This is a genomic window from Streptomyces sp. NPDC006134, assembly GCF_040628835.1.
Taxonomy (GTDB): Bacteria; Actinomycetota; Actinomycetes; order Streptomycetales; family Streptomycetaceae; genus Streptomyces.
Window position 1 is genome coordinate 59,330 of sequence record NZ_JBEXTV010000031.1, and the last position, 16,065, is coordinate 75,394.

Sequence of the window (16,065 nt, forward strand, 5' to 3'; positions counted from 1 at the left end):
GCCGCCCCCGCTCGCGCGACACCGTGTCTCCGATGGCCCCATCGGAGAGTCCGATGGGGCGGTGGGGCATGCTGCCGGGGTGGACTCACGGTATCTGCGCGCCTTCGTCGCCGTCGCCGAGCAGGGCGGGATCTCCGCCGCCGCCAAGGAACTGGGCTACGCCCAGTCCAGCGTGAGCGCCCAGCTCCAGCGGCTGGAAGCGGAGCTGGGGGCGGCCCTGCTGGTACGGGCGGGCACCGGCGCGACCCTCACCGAGGCCGGAACGCGGCTGCTCCCGCTCGCCCGGGAGGCACTGGAGGCCGAGGAGCGGATGCGCCGGGCCGTGCTCGGCTCCCGGCCCCGGCTGCGCCTCGGGGCGCAGGAGTCGCTCGCCCACGCCTGGCTCCCCGAAGTGCTGGCCGCGCTGGAGTACGGCGGTGGCGTCGGCGCCGAGGTCGAACTGACCGTGGGCAGCCGGGACCGCCTGGAGCCGGCGTTCACCGCCGGTGAGCTGGACCTGGTGATCGCCTACGACAACGGCACACACGTCCCCGGCCCGCACGCGGTCATCGGCCACGACGAGACCCTGCTGGTCGCCGCGGTCCGGCACCCCCTGGCGCACGGCGGCCCGCACGCCCCGCGCGAGCTGCTCGCCCACCCCTTCCTCGTCCCCGAACGCGGCTGCACCGCCGAGATGCTGGTCGACCGGTTCGGCCGGGACCTGCTCGCCGGGGCCCGGCTGACCACGGTCCAGGGCTCGGTGTCGGCGCTGCTGAAGCTGGCCGGTCACGGCCACGGCGTCTCCCTGCTGCCCCGGCAGGCGGTGGCCCGGGAGCTGGAGGACGGCGAACTGGCCGAGATCCCGCTCACCGAGCCCCTCCGCCCGGTCGCCCTGCTCGCCCGGTGGCACCCCCGTCTCGGCCCCGCCGAACCCGCCGTACGGGCCCTGCTGGACGTGGCCCGCCGGGCGGCCCCGCTGCCGGACCGGCCGGCCGGCTGATCCCGGCCGGCCGTACCCGTGCCGCGCGGGCGGGACAAGATCCTCGCCCGGTTCGCGTTCGGCCAGGACGGGCCGTACCCGTGCCGCGCGGGCGGGACGCCGGCGTGTCCACCGTCCGGGGCCCGGCCCGCCCGGCCCCTTCGAGCCGCTGCGCGCATGCCCCGAGCCGCCCGGCCGCCCCGGGCCCTTCGGCGAGGGCACGCATCCTGGCGTGGCCCATGGCCCCATGGCCCCATGGCCCATGGCCCCATGGCCCATGGCCCCATGGCCCATGGCCCCATGGCCCCATGGCCCCATGGCCCCATGGCATCCATGGCGTCCGTGGCGTCCGTGACTTCGGAGCGCGGGGAGTCCTCCGCCCAGGCCGCCCCCTGTCACACCCCACCGGTACCGTCGGGACCATGTCCAACCAGGCGGGGAATCCCACGAACTCCACCGGCGAACGACGCCTCGCCGTCCTCGAAGGCGTCCTGGAGCGCATCACGTACGCCAACGAGGAGAACGGCTACACGGTCGCCCGCGTCGACACCGGCAGAGGCGCCGGCGACCTCCTCACGGTCGTCGGCGCGCTGCTCGGCGCGCAGGTCGGGGAGTCCCTGCGCATGGAGGGCCGCTGGGGCTCGCACCCGCAGTACGGCAAGCAGTTCCACGTGGAGAACTACACGACGGTCCTGCCGGCCACCGTCCAGGGCATCCGCCGCTACCTCGGCTCCGGCCTGGTCAAGGGCATCGGGCCGGTCTTCGCCGACCGCATCACCCAGCACTTCGGGCTGGACACGCTCAGGATCATCGAGGAGGAGCCCAAGCGGCTCATCGAGGTGCCCGGGCTCGGCCCCAAGCGGACCAGGCGGATCGCCGACGCCTGGGAGGAGCAGAAGGCGATCAAGGAGGTCATGCTCTTCCTCCAGACCGTCGAGGTGTCGACGTCGATCGCGGTGCGCATCTACAAGAAGTACGGCGACGCGTCGATCTCGGTGGTGAAGAACCAGCCGTACCGGCTGGCGGCCGACGTCTGGGGCATCGGCTTCCTCACCGCCGACAAGATCGCCCAGTCGGTCGGCATCCCCCACGACAGCCCCGAGCGCGTCAAGGCCGGACTCCAGTACGCGCTGTCGCAATCCGCCGACCAGGGCAACTGCTACCTGCCCGAGGAGCGGCTCATCGCCGACGCGGTCAAGCTCCTCCAGGTCGACACCGGCCTGGTCATCGAGTGCCTGGCCGAGCTGGCCGAGGCGCCCGAGGACGGCGGCGACCCGGGCGTGGTCCGCGAGAAGGTGCCCGGCCCGGACGGCGACGGCGGGGAGCCGGTCACGGCCGTCTACCTCGTCCCCTTCCACCGCGCCGAACTCTCCCTCGCCGCCCAGCTGCTGCGCCTGCTGCGCACCGACGAGGACCGGATGCCGTCCTTCCGCACCGTCGACTGGGACAAGGCGCTCGGCTGGCTCAAGGGCCGTACGGGCGCCGACCTCGCCCCCGAGCAGGAGGCGGCCGTCAAGCTGGCGCTCACCGAGAAGGTCGCCGTCCTCACCGGCGGTCCCGGCTGCGGCAAGTCCTTCACCGTCCGCTCGGTCGTGGAGCTGGCCCGCGCCAAGCAGGCCAAGGTGGTGCTCGCCGCGCCGACCGGGCGGGCCGCCAAGCGCCTGTCCGAGCTGACCGGGGCCGAGGCGTCCACCGTCCACCGCCTGCTGGAGCTCAAGCCCGGCGGCGACGCCGCCTACGACCGGGACCGCCCGCTCGACGCCGACCTGGTGGTGGTCGACGAGGCGTCCATGCTGGACCTGCTGCTCGCCAACAAGCTCGTCAAGGCGGTCCCGCCCGGCGCCCACCTGCTCTTCGTCGGAGACGTGGACCAGCTGCCCAGCGTCGGCGCCGGGGAGGTGCTGCGCGACCTGCTGGCCGACGGCAGCCCGGTCCCGGCCGTGCGGCTGACGCGCGTGTTCCGCCAGGCCCAGCAGTCGGGCGTGGTCACCAACGCCCACCGGATCAACTCCGGGCAGCACCCGGTCACCGACGGCATGAAGGACTTCTTCCTCTTCGTCGAGGACGACACGGAGGAGGCCGGCCGGCTCACGGTCGACGTCGCGGCCCGCCGTATTCCGGCCAGGTTCGGGCTGGACCCGCGCCGGGACGTGCAGGTGCTGGCCCCCATGCACCGGGGCCCGGCCGGGGCGGGCACCCTCAACGGCCTCCTCCAGCAGGCCATCACGCCCGGCCGCCCCGACCTGCCCGAGAAGCGGTTCGGCGGCCGGGTCTTCCGCGTCGGCGACAAGGTGACCCAGATCCGCAACAATTACGAAAAAGGGGAGAACGGCGTCTTCAACGGCACCGTGGGCGTGGTCACCTCCCTCGACCCGGTCGAGCAGCGCCTGACGGTGCTGACGGACGAGGACGAGGAGGTGCCGTACGAATTCGACGAACTGGACGAACTGGCCCACGCCTACGCGGTGACCATCCACCGCTCCCAGGGCAGCGAGTACCCGGCCGTCGTGATCCCGGTGACCACGGGCGCCTGGATGATGCTCCAGCGCAACCTGCTCTACACGGCGGTCACCCGCGCCAAGAAGCTCGTGGTCCTGGTCGGGTCCCGCAAGGCGATCGGGCAGGCGGTGCGCACGGTCTCGGCGGGCCGGCGCTGTACGGCGCTCGACTTCCGGCTCGCGGGCCCCTGAGCCGGGCCGGGCCCCGCCGGACCTCGCCGGGCCCGACCGACCGAGCCCGACCGACCGAGCCCGACCGACCGAGCCCGACCGACCGGGCCCGCCGCTCCGCCGCCCGGTAAAAAATGATCGATCAAACGAGTCGTAAAGGTCACAAGGCACTTCCGGAAGGGGGACAGAGGGGGCAGGATGAGCAAGTTGACGGCACTGAGTGCCGTCAATAGGCCCGATGGTCGACCCCGAGTGCACTCTCCTGAGCCAAGTGGGGGATGGTAGAGACAGTCAGGGCACCTCGAAGATGAGGCACTACGTCGGTGAGGGAAGACGTGAGCGACAACTCTGTAGTACTGCGGTACGACGGCAGCGAGTACACCTACCCGGTGATCGACAGCACCGTCGGCGACAAGGGCTTCGACATCGGCAAGCTGCGCGCCCAGACCGGTCTGGTGACGCTGGACAGCGGGTACGGCAACACCGCCGCCTACAAATCCGCCATCACCTACCTCGACGGCGAGGCGGGCATCCTCCGGTACCGCGGCTACCCGATCGAGCAGCTGGCCGAGCGCTCCACCTTCCTGGAGGTGGCCTACCTGCTGATCAACGGCGAGCTGCCGACCGTCGACCAGCTCACCGCGTTCCAGAACGACATCACGCAGCACACCCTGCTGCACGAGGACGTCAAGAACTTCTACAAGGGCTTCCCGCGCGACGCCCACCCGATGGCCATGCTGTCGTCGGTCGTCTCGGCGCTGTCCACCTTCTACCAGGACAGCCACAACCCCTTCGACGAGACGCAGCGCAACCTCTCCACCATCCGCCTGCTCGCCAAGCTCCCGACGATCGCGGCGTACGCGTACAAGAAGTCGATCGGTCACCCGTTCGTCTACCCGCGCAACGACCTGGGCTACGTCGAGAACTTCCTGCGCATGACCTTCTCGGTCCCGGCCCAGGAGTACGAGCTGGACCCGATCGTGGTCTCCGCGCTGGACAAGCTGCTCATCCTGCACGCCGACCACGAGCAGAACTGCTCGACCTCCACGGTCCGCCTGGTCGGCTCCTCGCAGGCGAACATGTTCGCCTCCATCTCCGCCGGCATCAACGCCCTGTGGGGCCCGCTGCACGGCGGCGCCAACCAGTCCGTGCTGGAGATGCTGGAGGGCATCCGCGACGCCGGCGGCGACGTCGACTCCTTCATCCGCAAGGTGAAGAACAAGGAGGACGGCGTCCGCCTGATGGGCTTCGGCCACCGGGTCTACAAGAACTTCGACCCGCGCGCCAAGATCATCAAGGCCGCCGCGCACGACGTCCTCTCCGCCCTCGGCAAGTCCGACGAGCTGCTGGACATCGCCCTGAAGCTGGAGGAGCACGCGCTCTCCGACGACTACTTCGTCTCGCGCAGCCTCTACCCGAACGTCGACTTCTACACCGGCTTGATCTACCGGGCCATGGGCTTCCCGACCGAGATGTTCACGGTCCTGTTCGCCCTCGGCCGCCTGCCGGGCTGGATCGCCCAGTGGCACGAGATGATCAAGGAGCCGGGCTCCCGCATCGGCCGCCCGCGCCAGATCTACACCGGCGTGGTCGAGCGCGACTTCGTCCCGGTCGAGGAGCGCTGAGCCTCCCCTTTCCGGGCTCCGGACCCCGGGCCCTGAGCAGAGGCAGGGGCAGGGGGCAGGTACAGGGGCAGGGCTTCGGCCCCGTATCCGATCCGTCGGGTGCGGGGCCGCTTCCCTGGGCCCTGGGGTTTCCACGAGCCCTGAAGTTCCCGAAACCCCTGAGAGCCTTGAACGGCAGAAACGGCAGAAACGGCAGAAGGCGCCCCGGTGCGCCGGTCCCCCCACGGGCCGGCGACCAGGGCGCCTTCCCATGTCCCGGTGCGGATTCCCCCCACGGGATCCGGCCGGGCGCTTGTGAGAACAGCGCCTGAATCGCTGTGTGAACGCGACGGGCGGAACCCGTCGCGTTCGTCGTGCAGTCGCAGTGTGCGGTCTGCCGGGACAGCGCACGCCCGGGAGGGCCGCTCAAAGCTTCCCGGTGTACGTGCCCCGGCAACGCTCCTCCGGGCTCTCGGCGTCGTACGAGCCGTCGCTCGAGCCGGGAGGTACCCCCAACTGAGGAAGTCCCCCAAGACATCCTCAGGTGCCAGGTGGCGCCCCCCAAGACGCTGCCTGACACCGCCAACTTAGACCTTCGAATCCCTTCGATGGTTACGTTCACATCACTGTGATCTGCGTCTCTTGCATATGTCCTTTAGGTACGCAAGAGCTCCGATATGTCGATCGGAGCCCAGTCGTAAGGATGATGCGCGAGCCTTGTGAAGAGCTTATGTGAGGCGGCGGTTCAGTGAAAGGCCCGAAGTCGCAGGCTGTTCGTGACGACGAACACGGAGGAGAAGGCCATCGCCGCGCCGGCGATCATCGGGTTCAGCAGCCCGGCGGCGGCCAGCGGCAGCGCGGCCACGTTGTAGCCGAAGGCCCAGACGAGATTGCCCTTGATCGTGCCCAGCGTCCTGCGCGCCAGCCGGATCGCGTCCGCGGCCACCCGCAGGTCCCCGCGCACCAGCGTCAGATCGCCCGCCTCGATCGCCGCGTCCGTGCCCGTGCCCATCGCCAGACCCAGGTCGGCGGCGGCCAGCGCGGGGGCGTCGTTGATCCCGTCGCCGACCATGGCGACCGTCCGCCCCTCGTCCCGCAGCCGCCGTACGACGGCGACCTTGTCCTCGGGCAGCACCTCCGCGATCACCTCGTCGATCCCCACGGCACGGGCCACCGCCTGTGCCACCGCCCGGTTGTCCCCGGTCAGCAGCACCGGCGTCAGCCCCAGCGCGCGCAGTTCGCGCACCGCCTCGGCGCTGGTGTCCTTCACCGCGTCGGCGACGGCGACGACCCCGCGCACCGCCCCGTCCCAGCCGACCACGACCGCCGTACGGCCGTTCCGCTCGGCCTCCTCCTTGGCGCGCGCCACGTCCTCGGGGAGCGGGCCGCCGGTGTGCTCGGCGAGGCGCCCCACGGCCACCTCACGGCCCTCCACGCGCCCGCGTACGCCCCGCCCGGGCACGTTCGCGAAGTCCTCGGCGCCGGGCAGCGGACCGACCCGCTCCGCGGCACCGGCGGCGATCGCCCGGGCCACCGGGTGCTCGGAGGCGTGCTCGACGGCGCCGGCCAGCCGCAGCACCTCCTTCTCGTCGGTGCCCTCGGCGGCGTACACCTCCTGGAGGGTCATGCGGCCGGTGGTGACGGTGCCGGTCTTGTCCAGGACGACGGTGTCGACGCGGCGCGTGGACTCCAGGACCTCGGGGCCCTTGACGAGGATGCCGAGCTGGGCGCCGCGCCCGGTGCCGACCATCAGCGCGGTCGGCGTGGCCAGGCCCAGCGCGCACGGGCAGGCGATGATCAGCACCGCCACGGCCGCGGTGAACGCGGCGACGGTGTCCCCGGTGGCGCCCAGCCAGCCGCCGAAGGTGGCGACGGCGATCAGCAGCACCGCCGGGACGAAGATCCCGGAGACGCGGTCGGCGAGCCGCTGCACCTGCGCCTTGCCGCTCTGGGCCTCCTCCACGAGCCGCGCCATCCGCGCCAGCCGGGTGTCCGCGCCCACCCGGACGGCCTCGACGACCAGCCGGCCGGTGGTGTTGACGGTGGCGCCGGTGACCGCGTCGCCGGGCGCCACGTCCACCGGCACGGACTCGCCGGTCAGCATCGAGGTGTCCACCGCGGAGGAACCCTCCACGACGGTGCCGTCGGTGGCGATCTTCTCGCCCGGGCGGACGACGAACCGGTCGCCGACGGCCAGCCGGTCCACCGGTATCCGCACCTCGCGCCCGTCCCGCAGCACGGCCACGTCCCTGGCGCCCAGCTCCATCAGCGCCCTCAGCGCGGCCCCGGCGCGCCGCTTGGAACGGGCCTCCAGCCAGCGGCCGAGGAGGAGGAAGGCGGTGACCCCGGCGGCGACCTCCAGGTAGATCGTCGAGGCGCCGTCCGTACGGGAGACGGTGAGGTCGAAGCCGTGCCGCATGCCCGGCATGCCCGCGTCGCCGAGGAACAGCGCCCACAGCGACCAGCCGAACGCGGCCAGGGTGCCGAGGGAGACCAGCGTGTCCATGGTGGCCGCGCCGTGCCGCAGGTTGGTCCAGGCGGCGCGGTGGAAGGGCAGTCCGCCCCAGACGACGACGGGCGCGGCGAGGGTGAGCGAGAGCCACTGCCAGTTGTCGAACTGGAGCGCCGGAACCATCGCGAGCAGGACGACGGGGGCGGCGAGGAGGGCGGAGACGACGAGGCGCCCGCGCAGGGACTCCGACTCCGGGTCGTCGTCCGTCACACCGCCGGCCACGTCACCGGCCGCTTCGCCGTCCGTGGCGGGGGTCTCCTGCCGCGGGGGTTCGGGCTCCCGCGCCGTGTACCCGGTCTTCACGACGGTCGCGATCAGGTCGGCGACCTCGGTGCCGGCGGGGAAGGTGATCCGGGCCTTCTCCGTCGCGTAGTTCACCGTGGCGGTGACGCCGTCCATGCGGTTGAGCTTCTTCTCGACGCGGGCCGCGCAGGACGCGCAGGTCATCCCGCCGATGAGCAGCTCGACCTCCGACAGCTCCGGCGGCTCCGGCGGCTCCGGCGCGGTGTCCGTGGGGGGTGTGGGGGCGGTGCTGGTCATGTCCGGGCTCCAGACGGCGGCGGACCGGGCCGCGCGGCGCCGGGCGGGGCGGCCGGCGGCCCGGTCACAAGGGGTGCTCGATGGGGTGCTCGACGGCGTACGGCGGGCCGGTCCGCCGTCTCAGACGGTGCCGGCGAGCTCGAAGCCCGCCTCGTCGACGGCCGCGCGCACGGCTTCCTCGTCGAGCGGGGCCGCGGAGACGACGGTGACCTCACCGGTCGAGGCCACGGCCTGCACCGAGCTGACGCCGGGGATCTGGGAGATCTCGCCGGAGACGGCGCCCTCGCAGTGTCCGCAGCTCATTCCGCTCACCTTGTAGACGGTGGTGACGGAACCCGGGGTGTCGGTCTGGGCGGTCATGTCGCATCTCCTCGTCGGGGTTGGTACGGGGTTGCTGTCCCTGGACGGGTGCCCACGGGGTCGCGTGCCACAGGGGCGACGCACCGGACGGCCGCGTACCGCGGAGGCCGGGCGCCGGCGCCGGGGCCGGGGGCCGGGGCGCGGTGGCCGGGGCGTGCGTCCCCAGGGGCCTGTGTGACCCACGGTGGGATCCCACGCCTCCCACTGTACCCCTAGGGGGTATTTCGGACGTTCGTCTGGGGGCGCGGGCCGGAAGAACGCGCCCTTCGGGGGAGGAGGAAGGGCGTCAGGCACCCGGGGCGGCCGGGGGAGAGGGGGACGGGGTGGGGGAGGAGGCGCGCGGATAGCGTGGCGCCCGAGGCCCGGGGCGGACTGGATGAACCGGGCGGACTTGATGGGCCAGGTGGATCGGGCGGACCGGATGGACCGGTCGAACCAGGTGGACCAGACGGACCGGATGGACCGGGTGAATCGGATGGGCCAGATGGGCCAGATGGGTCAGATGGGCCGGACGGGCCGGATGGGCCGGATGGACCGGGTGAATCGGATGGGTCAGATGGGCCGGACGGGCCGGACGCCGGATGGGCCAGGCGGACGAGCAAGAAAGGACGGGACCGCATGCGAGCGGTGGTGTTCGAGCGATACGGGGAACCGGCCGAGGTACGGGAGGTGGCCGACCCCCGGCCCGCGGAGCACGGGGTCGTGGTCCGCGTCGAGGCCACCGGGCTGTGCCGCAGCGACTGGCACGGCTGGCAGGGCCACGACCCCGGCATCACCCTGCCGCACGTGCCCGGCCACGAACTCGCCGGTGTCGTCGAGGCGGTGGGCGAACGGGTGACCGCCTGGTGCCCCGGCGACCGGGTCACCGTGCCCTTCGTCTGCGCCTGCGGCACCTGCGCGGCGTGCGCGGCGGGCGACCAGCAGGTCTGCGAGCGGCAGACCCAGCCCGGCTTCACCCACTGGGGCTCCTTCGCCCAGTACGTCGCCCTGGACCATGCCGACGTGAACCTCGTCGCCGTCCCCGAGGACATGTCGTTCGCGACGGCGGCCTCGCTCGGCTGCCGGTTCGCCACGGCGTTCCGGGCCGTGGTGCAGCAGGGCCGGGTGGCGGCGGGGGAGTGGGTCGCGGTGCACGGCTGCGGCGGGGTGGGCCTGTCGGCGGTGATGATCGCGGTGGCCTCGGGCGCGCGGGTCGTCGCCGTCGACGTGTCACCGGCGGCGCTGGAACTCGCGCGGTCGTTCGGGGCGGCGGAGTGCGTGGACGCCGCCCGGACCGAGGACACGGCGGCGGCGGTCCGCGAGCTCACCGGCGGCGGTGCGCACCTCTCCCTGGACGCGCTGGGCTCCCCGGCCACTTGCGCGGCGTCCGTCGGCGGCCTGCGCCGCCGGGGCCGCCACGTCCAGGTCGGCCTGCTGCCCTCCCCGTCCGGTACCACGCCGGTGCCCATGGCCCGCGCGATCGCCCTGGAGCTCGAACTGCTCGGCAGCCACGGCATGGCCGCCCACACCTACCCGCCGATGCTGGAACTGGTCCGCGCCGGCGTCCTCCGTCCGGATCTGCTGGTCACCTCCACCCTCCCGCTGGACGCGGCCCCCGCCGCCCTGGCCGCGCTGGGCACGGCCCCGGGGGCGGGGGTGACGGTCATCGAGCCGTGGAGCTGACGCCGGGACGTTCCCGGTGGGCGGCCACTCGCACAGGGCGGCCTCGCCGGGGAGTCCACCGGTGGCGCGGCCGGTGACGGCGAGGCCGGGCCGGCAGGGGCCGCGGCGGGGTCAGTCCCCTCTCCGGGGCCGGTTGCCCGGCCGGGCGGCCACCCACGCCCGGATGGTGTCGGCGTACCAGTACGGCTTGCCGCCCTCCACGTGGTCGGGCGGCGGCAGCAGGCCGTGCTTGCGGTACGACCGCACGGTGTCCGGCTGCACCCGGATGTGGGCCGCGATGTCCTTGTAGGACCAGAGCCTTCGGTCGGTCATGATCGTGCACCTCCCTGCGCGCGCCGCGGCGACGGCCGGGGGCGGCCGTCGGGGGGAGCCGGGCGCGGCGCTGGCGTTCTTCAGCCTGTGCCCGGTGAACGAGGGCGGGTGCGGGCCGGGCGGGCGCTGTGCGCGGGTGTGACGGAAGCCCTGCGGGGCCGCGACATGTGTGACACGAAGGGGGTGTTTGTGACACGAGTGCCGCACGGGCATGCGCCGGCTTCCGGGCGTGGCGTGTTGACCCCGGCCGGGCGGAGGCGCCGGTTCCACCCCCGTCGTCCTTATGTCCGGACAAATCATTGACAGTCGCGGCGGGCAGGACTACAAAGCCGGGGAGAGCCGCGACGAAGGGGTCACGATGGCGTACGACCTGATCACCATGGGGCGGATCGGCGTGGACCTCTATCCGCTGCAGACCGGCGTCCCGCTGGCGCGGGTCACGTCCTTCGGCAAGTTCCTCGGCGGCTCCCCGGCCAACGTCGCGGTCGCCGCCGCCCGCCTCGGACGCCGTACGGCGGTGATCACCCGCACCGGCGACGACCCCTTCGGCGCGTACCTCCGCGAGGCCCTGCGCGGCTTCGGCGTCGACGACCGCTGGGTCGCCTCCGTGCCCGGGCTGCCGACGCCCGTCACCTTCTGCGAGGTCTTCCCGCCCGACGACTTCCCGCTGTACTTCTACCGGCAGCCCAAGGCCCCCGACCTGGAGATCGACGCCCACGAGCTCGATCTCGACGCCGTCCGCGGCGCCCGGGTGTTCTGGGTGACCGGCACCGGACTGTGCGAGGAGCCCAGCCGTACGGCGACCCTCGCCGCCCTCGCCCACCGGGACAAGGCCGGGCCGGCCGTCTTCGACCTCGACTGGCGGCCCGCGTTCTGGCCCGACCCGGACGCCGCGCGCCCCTTCTACGCCCAGGCCCTGCGCCACGCCACCGTTGCCGTCGGCAACCTCGACGAGGTGGAGGTCGCCACCGGCGTCCGCGAACCGCACGCCGCCGCCCGCGCGCTCCTGGACGCCGGGGTGGAGCTCGCGGTCGTCAAACAGGGCCCGAAGGGTGTCCTGGCCGTCGCCCGCGACGGCGCCTCGGCCGAGGTCCCCCCGCTGCCGGTGACCGTCCTCAACGGCCTCGGCGCCGGTGACGCCTTCGGCGGTTCGTTGTGCCACGGTCTGCTCGCGGGCTGGGACCTGGAGCGGACCGTGCGGCACGCCAACGCGGCCGGCGCCATCGTCGCCTCCCGCCTGGAGTGCTCCTCCGCGATGCCCACGCCGGACGAGGTGGCGGCGGCCCTCGCCGCCGGGGCCGTGCGGTGAGCCCGCCGTCCCGGGTGCCGCCGTACGAGCGGCGCGGTGCCCGAGGGGCGGCGAACGGCCCCCCGGATCCCGGCGGTGCTTGTACGGTGCAAGGACGGCGGTCGGCACCGTGGACGCACCACCACCGCCGCCACCGTCACCACCCCGTCTCCCGGCCCGGGACGCGCGGTTCGCGTCCTGCGGCCGGGCGCGGGCCCGCGCCTCGCGGTGCCCGGACTCCGATCGCCTCCGGCGCGGAGGACCACTTCGCCCTGGCAGGAGCGAAGAGCGAGCGTCGACTCCCCGCCCGCTACGGTCCCGCGCCGGAGGTTCCGGGGGATTCCCGGGGTGCGGATTCCGCGCCGGGGGTCCGGAGGGCTCCCCGCGGTACGGATTCCGCGCCGGAGGTCCCGGGGGCTTCCCGCGGTACGGTCCCGCGCCGGGAGTCCCCGCGGTCCGCTCCGTCCCCGCTCCGTCCCCGCCTCGCCTCCGACACCCCACGTCCCGGCCCCGACGGCCCGCGTCCCGGCCCCGACGGCCCGCATCCCGTCTCCGACGGCCCACGTCCCGTCTCCGACGGCCCACGTCCCGTCTCCGACGGCCCACGTCCCGGCCCCGACACCCCACGTCCCGTCTCCGACGGCCCCGGCGCCCTCCCGTGTGTCTCCTGTCTACGAGGGGACCGAAACGCCCGACACTGTGTCGGGCGCGTCCTCGCCCTCCGGGCTGATGGGATGGGTCTCCGGCCGCGACCCGCGACCCGGCCGTCGCCGGTCAAGGCCCGTGAGCTGTACGAACGGCACGTCTCGACCCGACGCCGCCATCTGTGAAGGAGTTCTCGGTCATGACGAACATCGTCAACCACTGGATCGGCGGAAAGACCGTCGAAGGCGCCTCGGGCACGTACGGGCCGGTGACCGATCCGGCGACCGGCGAGGTCACCACGGAGGTCGCCTTCGCCTCCGCCGAGGAGGTGGACGCGGCGGTCGCCGCCGCCAAGGACGCCTTCGCCGCCTGGGGGCAGTCGTCCCTGGCCCAGCGGACGTCGATCCTGTTCCGGTTCCGCGCGCTGCTGGACGCGCACCGCGACGAGATCGCCGCGCTGATCACCGCCGAGCACGGCAAGGTGCACTCCGACGCGCTGGGCGAGGTGGCGCGCGGCCTGGAGATCGTCGACCTGGCCTGCGGCATCAACGTGCAGCTGAAGGGCGAGCTGTCCACGCAGGTCGCCAGCCGGGTGGACGTGGCCGCGATCCGGCAGCCGCTGGGCGTCGTCGCCGGCATCACGCCGTTCAACTTCCCGGCGATGGTGCCGATGTGGATGTTCCCCCTCGCCATCGCCTGCGGCAACACCTTCGTGCTCAAGCCGAGCGAGAAGGACCCGTCGGCGTCCATGCGCATCGCGGAGCTGCTGACGGAGGCCGGCCTGCCCGACGGCGTCTTCAACGTCGTCCACGGCGACAAGGTGGCCGTGGACCGCCTCCTGGAGCACCCGGACGTCCGGGCCGTCTCCTTCGTCGGCTCCACCCCGATCGCCCGGCACATCCACGCCACCGCCTCCGCCAACGGCAAGCGCGTGCAGGCCCTGGGCGGCGCCAAGAACCACATGCTGGTCCTGCCGGACGCCGACCTGGACGCGGCGGCGGACGCGGCCGTCTCGGCGGCCTACGGCTCGGCGGGCGAGCGCTGCATGGCGATCTCCGCGGTCGTCGCGGTCGGCTCCATCGGCGACGAGCTGGTGGAGAAGATCCGCGAGCGCGCCGAGAAGATCAAGATCGGCCCCGGCAACGACCCGGCCAGCGAGATGGGCCCGCTGATCACCAAGGCCCACCGCGACAAGGTCGCCTCCTACGTCACGAACGCGGCGGCCGAGGGCTGCGAGGTCGTCCTCGACGGCACCGGCTTCACCGTCGACGGCCACGAGAACGGCCACTGGATCGGCATCTCGCTGCTCGACAAGGTGCCGACCACGGCGAAGGCGTACCAGGACGAGATCTTCGGCCCGGTGCTGTGCGTGCTGCGCGCCGAGACCTACGAGGAGGGCCTGGCGCTCATCAACGCCTCGCCCTTCGGCAACGGCACCGCGATCTTCACCCGGGACGGCGGCGCGGCCCGCCGCTTCCAGCTGGAGGTCGAGGCCGGCATGGTCGGCGTGAACGTCCCGATCCCGGTCCCCGTCGGCTACCACTCCTTCGGCGGCTGGAAGGACTCGCTCTTCGGCGACCACCACATCTACGGCAACGACGGCACGCACTTCTACACCCGCGGCAAGGTCGTCACCACCCGCTGGCCGGACCCGGCCGACGCCCCGGCGGGCGTGGACCTGGGCTTCCCGCGCAACCACTGAGCCCGTACGGCGCCCCGTCCCTCCGGCGGTCTCCGGTGATCTCCAACGATCTCCGGCGAGGGGCGGGGCGCCGCCGTGTCCGGGGCCGGGAGGCCCGCCGCCCGGCGGCCGGGTCCCGCACCGCGCCGGTGAGGCCGCCCGGACGACGGTCATGTCCATGTTTTTTCGACGCCCCCGCTGCGGTTCCCGCACCCCCCAACCCGTAGGAGCGGTCAGGCCCTGAGTGCTGTATCCGACCCTTCACCCAGGCTTCGGCAACTGATTCCGTAGATGAACAGGCATTGACGCAGTGGTTTCCGTCGGTATTCCATGCGGCGCCGGGAGCGAACGAGAACCAGGACGACCAAGCCGCCGGAGGCGATAGCGCTCCCGACCGAACCACTGCCGCACGAGTCGATCGGAACCGCTCCATGACCGACACGCTCCGCCCCGCCGAGACCACCGCCCCACCGGCGCCGGACCCGGCCCCCCAGAAGCTCAAGCGTTCCATCGGCGTCGTCGGAGGCACCCTCCTGACGCTCTCGTGCGTGACCCCGGCCTCCACCCTCTTCGTGGTCGTCCCCGACCTGTTCGGGTCGCTGGGCACCGCCACCGCCCTGACCATCGCCATCGGCTCGCTGCTCTGTATCGCCGTGGCGTTCTGCTACTCGGAGCTGGGCACCCTCATCCCCAGCGCGGGCGGCGAGTACGCCATGGTGTCGACGATGGCCGGGCGGCTGGCGGGCTGGCTGGTCTTCGTGCTCTCCCTGCTGGTCGTCATGATCGTCCCGCCGGTCATCGCGATGGGCACCGCCGACTACCTCGCCCCGATCGTCGACCTCGACCCCTCCGTCGCGGGCGCCGGCGTCATGCTGCTCGCCACCCTCGCCGGCCTGCTCGACCTGCGCGCCAACGCCTGGATCACCGGCGTCTTCCTGGTCCTGGAGGTCGTCGCCGCGGCCGTGGTCGCGGTGCTCGGCTTCGCCCACGGCGAGCGCGGCCTCGGCAGCCTGGTCTCCCTGGAGGTCGCGGGGGCGGACGGCCACGCGGACCCGGTGACGGCCCTGCTGGTCGTCTCCGGCCTCGCCATCGCCCTCTTCGTCACCCAGGGCTTCTCCACCGCCGTCTACCTCTCCGAGGAGCTGGAGGACCCGCGCCGCAACGTCGCCCGTACCGTGCTGGCCACCCTCGCCATCTCCGCCGTGATCATCCTCGTCCTGGTCGTCGCGATCACCCTGGGCGCCTCCGACCTGGCGGAGCTGACCGGCGGCGACATCTCCGCCATGGTCACCGCCTGGTCCAACTCCGCCGTCGGCACCTTCGTCAGCCTCTGCGTCGCCCTCGCCATCGTCAACGCGGGCATCGTCATGGTCATCCAGAACTCGCGCGTGCTGTTCGCCTCCGCCCGCGACAAGGCCTGGCCCGAGCCGGTCAACCACGTCTTCTCCAAGCTCGGCCGGTTCGGCTCCCCCTGGGTCGCCACGCTCGCCGTGGGCGTGCCCGGCGCGGTGCTGTGCTTCGTCGACCTGGACACCCTGTACGGCGTCACGGGCGTCTCCGTCACCGGCATGTACCTGCTCGTCGCGGTCGCCGCCCTGCTCTCCCGCCGCGGCGCCCACCGGGACACGCCCGCCTGGCGGATGCCGCTGTGGCCCGCGATGCCCGTCCTGCTGATCGCGGTCCTCGCCTACATCCTCACCCAGCAGGAGACCGCCCACCTGCTGTGGACCGGCGGCATCACGGCCGCCGCCACCCTGTACTGGGCCCTGTACCTGCGCCCGCGCCGCGACACCCGCTGGCTGGTGACGGTCCCGGAGGACGCCCGCGCCTGACC

10 protein-coding genes are annotated in these 16,065 nt (G+C 73.0%); 7 read left to right on the forward strand and 3 right to left on the reverse strand.

Annotated features, from left to right (window positions below):
* The first annotated feature begins 79 nt into the window (after positions 1-79).
* The 3 genes from ABZ340_RS21150 (at position 80) to ABZ340_RS21160 (ending at position 5,252) form a co-directional block, all read left to right on the forward strand.
* A complete protein-coding gene (locus tag ABZ340_RS21150) occupies positions 80-979 on the forward strand; it encodes a LysR family transcriptional regulator (RefSeq protein WP_358783334.1) in 900 nt (299 codons plus the stop codon).
* Between the two features lie 401 nt (positions 980-1,380).
* Positions 1,381-3,648 carry an ATP-dependent RecD-like DNA helicase gene (locus ABZ340_RS21155; protein ID WP_358783335.1) on the forward strand — a complete coding sequence of 756 codons (2,268 nt, stop codon included), beginning with the start codon at positions 1,381-1,383 and terminating at the stop codon, positions 3,646-3,648.
* A 314-nt stretch (positions 3,649-3,962) separates the two neighbouring features.
* Positions 3,963-5,252, forward strand: a complete 1,290-nt coding sequence (locus tag ABZ340_RS21160; RefSeq protein WP_164394243.1) for a citrate synthase — start codon at positions 3,963-3,965, stop codon at positions 5,250-5,252.
* Positions 5,253-5,976: 724 nt separating this feature from the next.
* On the opposite strand, the gene ABZ340_RS21165 is transcribed toward ABZ340_RS21160, so the two are convergent.
* Together ABZ340_RS21165 and ABZ340_RS21170 are read right to left on the reverse strand one after the other, a co-directional pair.
* Complete coding sequence (locus tag ABZ340_RS21165) at positions 5,977-8,283, reverse strand: heavy metal translocating P-type ATPase (protein WP_358783336.1); 2,307 nt, start codon at positions 8,281-8,283, stop codon at positions 5,977-5,979.
* A 120-nt stretch (positions 8,284-8,403) separates the two neighbouring features.
* A complete protein-coding gene (locus ABZ340_RS21170; RefSeq protein ID WP_358783337.1) occupies positions 8,404-8,643 on the reverse strand; it encodes a heavy-metal-associated domain-containing protein in 240 nt (79 codons plus the stop codon).
* Positions 8,644-9,261: 618 nt separating this feature from the next.
* On the opposite strand from ABZ340_RS21170, the gene ABZ340_RS21175 reads away from it, so the two are divergent.
* Positions 9,262-10,305: a zinc-dependent alcohol dehydrogenase family protein gene (locus ABZ340_RS21175; RefSeq protein WP_358783338.1), complete on the forward strand. Its 1,044-nt coding sequence runs from the start codon at positions 9,262-9,264 to the stop codon at positions 10,303-10,305.
* Between the two features lie 111 nt (positions 10,306-10,416).
* On the opposite strand, the gene ABZ340_RS21180 is transcribed toward ABZ340_RS21175, so the two are convergent.
* Complete coding sequence (locus ABZ340_RS21180; RefSeq protein WP_358783339.1) at positions 10,417-10,617, reverse strand: MerR family transcriptional regulator; 201 nt, start codon at positions 10,615-10,617, stop codon at positions 10,417-10,419.
* A 358-nt stretch (positions 10,618-10,975) separates the two neighbouring features.
* Here ABZ340_RS21180 and iolC point away from each other — a divergent pair, with 358 nt between their 5' ends.
* The 3 genes from iolC to ABZ340_RS21195 all read left to right on the forward strand — a co-directional run bounded on the left by iolC (position 10,976) and on the right by ABZ340_RS21195 (position 16,063).
* Positions 10,976-11,926, forward strand: a complete 951-nt coding sequence (gene iolC, locus ABZ340_RS21185) for a 5-dehydro-2-deoxygluconokinase (protein WP_358783340.1) — start codon at positions 10,976-10,978, stop codon at positions 11,924-11,926.
* Positions 11,927-12,749: 823 nt separating this feature from the next.
* A complete protein-coding gene (mmsA, locus tag ABZ340_RS21190; RefSeq protein WP_358783341.1) occupies positions 12,750-14,252 on the forward strand; it encodes a CoA-acylating methylmalonate-semialdehyde dehydrogenase in 1,503 nt (500 codons plus the stop codon).
* A 410-nt stretch (positions 14,253-14,662) separates the two neighbouring features.
* The gene (locus ABZ340_RS21195; protein ID WP_358783342.1) at positions 14,663-16,063 is read left to right on the forward strand and encodes an APC family permease; all 1,401 of its coding nucleotides are present in this window, start codon (positions 14,663-14,665) and stop codon (positions 16,061-16,063) included.
* Positions 16,064-16,065 lie beyond the last annotated feature (2 nt).

Excerpts from the sequence above, each read along its gene's own strand:
- ABZ340_RS21155 (WP_358783335.1), top strand. The coding sequence starts at position 1,381 with ATGTCCAACCAGGCGGGGAATCCCACGAACTCCACCGGCGAACGACGC.
- ABZ340_RS21165 (WP_358783336.1), bottom strand. The coding sequence starts at position 8,283 with ATGACCAGCACCGCCCCCACACCCCCCACGGACACCGCGCCGGAGCCG.
- ABZ340_RS21170 (WP_358783337.1), bottom strand. The coding sequence starts at position 8,643 with ATGACCGCCCAGACCGACACCCCGGGTTCCGTCACCACCGTCTACAAG.
- ABZ340_RS21175 (WP_358783338.1), top strand. The coding sequence starts at position 9,262 with ATGCGAGCGGTGGTGTTCGAGCGATACGGGGAACCGGCCGAGGTACGG.
- ABZ340_RS21180 (WP_358783339.1), bottom strand. The coding sequence starts at position 10,617 with ATGACCGACCGAAGGCTCTGGTCCTACAAGGACATCGCGGCCCACATC.
- iolC (WP_358783340.1), top strand. The coding sequence starts at position 10,976 with ATGGCGTACGACCTGATCACCATGGGGCGGATCGGCGTGGACCTCTAT.
- mmsA (WP_358783341.1), top strand. The coding sequence starts at position 12,750 with ATGACGAACATCGTCAACCACTGGATCGGCGGAAAGACCGTCGAAGGC.
- ABZ340_RS21195 (WP_358783342.1), top strand. The coding sequence starts at position 14,663 with ATGACCGACACGCTCCGCCCCGCCGAGACCACCGCCCCACCGGCGCCG.